The sequence below is a fragment of the Novosphingobium sp. B-7 genome (assembly GCF_000410615.1).
In the GTDB taxonomy this organism is placed as follows: Bacteria; Pseudomonadota; Alphaproteobacteria; order Sphingomonadales; family Sphingomonadaceae; genus Novosphingobium; species Novosphingobium capsulatum.
Genome location: NZ_KE148412.1, coordinates 10,263 through 12,870, shown reverse-complemented (window position 1 = coordinate 12,870; position 2,608 = coordinate 10,263). Strand labels below are relative to the sequence as shown.

General features: G+C 66.9%; 3 protein-coding genes. All 3 read left to right on the top strand.

All coding sequences use genetic code 11. The annotated features are described in order from the left end of the window. On the top strand, positions 1 to 1,259 hold a 1,259-nt coding region (locus H926_RS28595), incomplete at its 5' end, for a chemotaxis protein CheA (RefSeq protein WP_022677530.1). Next, on the top strand, positions 1,256 to 2,125 hold the full coding sequence (locus H926_RS0117920) for a protein-glutamate O-methyltransferase CheR (RefSeq protein WP_022677529.1): 870 nt from the start codon (positions 1,256 to 1,258) through the stop codon (positions 2,123 to 2,125). The genes H926_RS28595 and H926_RS0117920, both read left to right, overlap by 4 nt. Continuing rightward, positions 2,122 to 2,608 (top strand): response regulator (locus tag H926_RS34935; protein WP_237741088.1); only part of this gene is annotated, 487 nt, incomplete at its 3' end. The genes H926_RS0117920 and H926_RS34935, both read left to right, overlap by 4 nt.

Genomic DNA, 2,608 nt, shown 5'->3' with positions numbered 1-2,608 from the left:
CCGCGCCAGCCGCCGTGGCTGCAGCGGCCCCGCCGCCAGCCCCGCCCGCGCCCGGCCAATCGATCCGTATCGAGCTGTCCAAGCTCGACAAGCTGATCGATGCCGTGGGCGAGCTGGTCATCGCCCAGGCGATGATGGCCCAGCGCCTGTCGAGCGAAGGCCTGGCCGCGAGCGAGGAAATCGCCGTGCTCGATGGCCTGACGCGCGATATCCAGGAAAGCGCCATGGCGATCCGTGCTCAGCCGATCGGCTCGGTGTTCAGCCGCGTGCCGCGCATCATGCGCGAACTGTCGGCCAGCACCGGCAAGCACGTGCGCCTGGAAGTTTCGGGCGAGAGCACCGAACTGGACAAGACCGTGATCGAGCGGCTGGGTGAACCGCTGACTCACCTGATCCGCAACGCGGTGGACCATGGCATCGAAAAGCCCGAGGAACGGCTCGCCGCCGGCAAGAGCGCCGAAGGCACGCTGACCCTGTCGGCCGAGCACCGCTCGGGCCGCATCCTGATCCGCATTGGCGACGATGGGCGCGGCATCAACCGCGAACGCGTGCTGGCCAAGGCCATCGAAAAGGGCCTGGTTGCGCCCGATGCCCAGCTCTCGAAGGAAGAGATCGACCTGCTGATCTTTGCGCCGGGCTTTTCCACCGCGCAGACCGTGTCCAACATTTCCGGGCGCGGCGTGGGCATGGATGTGGTGCGCCAGAACGTGAAGGACCTGGGCGGGCGCATCACCATCGAATCCGAACAGGGCGTGGGCACCACGTTCACGCTTACCCTGCCGCTCACCCTCGCCATTTCCGACGGCATGGTGGTCAATGTCGGCGACCAGACGCTGGTCGTCCCGCTGGCCAACGTCGTCGAATCGCTGCGTCCGGCGGTGGAAGACGTCAAAGGCCTGGGCTCCAACCGCGCGATGATGAACGTGCGCGGCCGCTTCATCCCGGTGGTGCCGCTGCACGTGGCGGTGGGCGCCTATGGCGCGGTGGAAGCGCCGCAGGATGGTGTGCTGATCGTGGTGGAAACCGAAGGTGCCGGTCGCGCCGCGCTGCTGGTGGATTCGATCGTCGATCAGCGCCAGGTGGTGATCAAGAGCCTGGATACCCACTACCGCTCGGTAGAGGGCGTGGCCGGCGCCACCATCCTGGGCGATGGGCGCGTGGCGTTGATTGTCGATGTCGACGGCCTGGTCGCGCGCAGCATGGCCGAACATGGCCAGATGGACCTGTCGCACCCGCACGGGCTGGCGGAAGCCGCATGAGCGTTCACGCCGCCTTCGACGTCAGCCTGCCCGGCGTCAGCCCGGGGGTTTATGACGCCGCCGATTTCCAGGCGGTGAGCGAGATCGCCCATCGCGAGGCAGGGATCGTGCTGCCGCCGGGCAAGGCCATGCTGGTCTATTCGCGCCTGGCGCCGCTGGTGCGCGATTCGGGCTGCCAGACATTCGGCGCCTATGTTTTGCGCATTCGCGAGGATGCGGCCGAACGCACCAAGGCGATCTGCGCACTGACCACCAACCACACGTTCTTCTATCGCGAGGCGCACCATTTCGAGCATTTCGCCCAGGTCGTGCGGCCCCACCTGATCGAACAGCTCGATCGCGGCGGCAAAGTGCGCATCTGGTCGGCCGGCTGTTCCAGTGGCGAGGAAATCTGGTCGCTGGTGATGACGCTGCTTGGCCCGGATCGCAGCGAAGGGCTCAAGCTGGCGCGGCGCGATATCCGCATCCTGGCTAGCGACATCGCCACCCACGCGATCACCAAAGCCCAGGCCGCGCGCTATCGCCAGGAAGACCTCAAGCCCGTGCCCGAGGCGCTGCGCCGCGCCTGGACCGTGCCCGATGGCCAGGATGCCACGATCGCGCCCGAGGCGCAGGCGCTGCTGCGCTTCCGCCACCTCAACCTCTTGGGCGATTGGCCGATGGCCGGCGCCTTTGACGTGATCTTTTGCCGCAACGTGATGATCTATTTCGACAATCCAACCAAGGAACGGCTCGTGGCGCGCTTTGCCGAAAAGCTCGTGCGCGGCGGCCACCTCTATATCGGCCACAGCGAGCGGGTCACCGGCCCGGCTCTGGAAGAACTGGCGAACATGGGACCAACGATTTATTCGAGGAGGGCGGCATGACGATCCGCGTGGTGATTGTCGAGGATTCGCCCACGATGCGGGCCATCCTCATGAACCGGCTGTCGAAAGAGCCGGATATCGAAGTGGTGGCCGCCGCCGCCAATGCCGCCGAAGGGCGCCAGATGATCCGCGAGCTGGACCCCGACGTGGTCACGCTCGACGTGGAAATGCCGGGCATGAACGGCCTGGATTTCCTGGAAAAGATCATGCAGCTGCGCCCGACGCCGGTGATCATCGTATCGGGCGCCACCCAGCAGGGCAACGATACCACGGCCCGCGCGCTCGCGCTGGGGGCGGTCGATTGCTACGCCAAGAGCGAGATGGGCCAAGGCATGACGCTGGAAGACAGCGGCCGCCTGGCAAACATGATCCGCAGCGCGTCCAAAGTGCGCTTTGCCCCGCGCGGCGCGCCGGCGCCGGCCGTGCCGACCAGCCGCATCGCCAGCCAGGCGCGGCTGTCGATCGCCGATCGCCCGCGCCTGA

Coding starts and splice junctions, on each gene's coding strand:
- H926_RS0117920 (WP_022677529.1), top strand. CDS start 1,256: ATGAGCGTTCACGCCGCCTTCGACGTCAGCCTGCCCGGCGTCAGCCCG.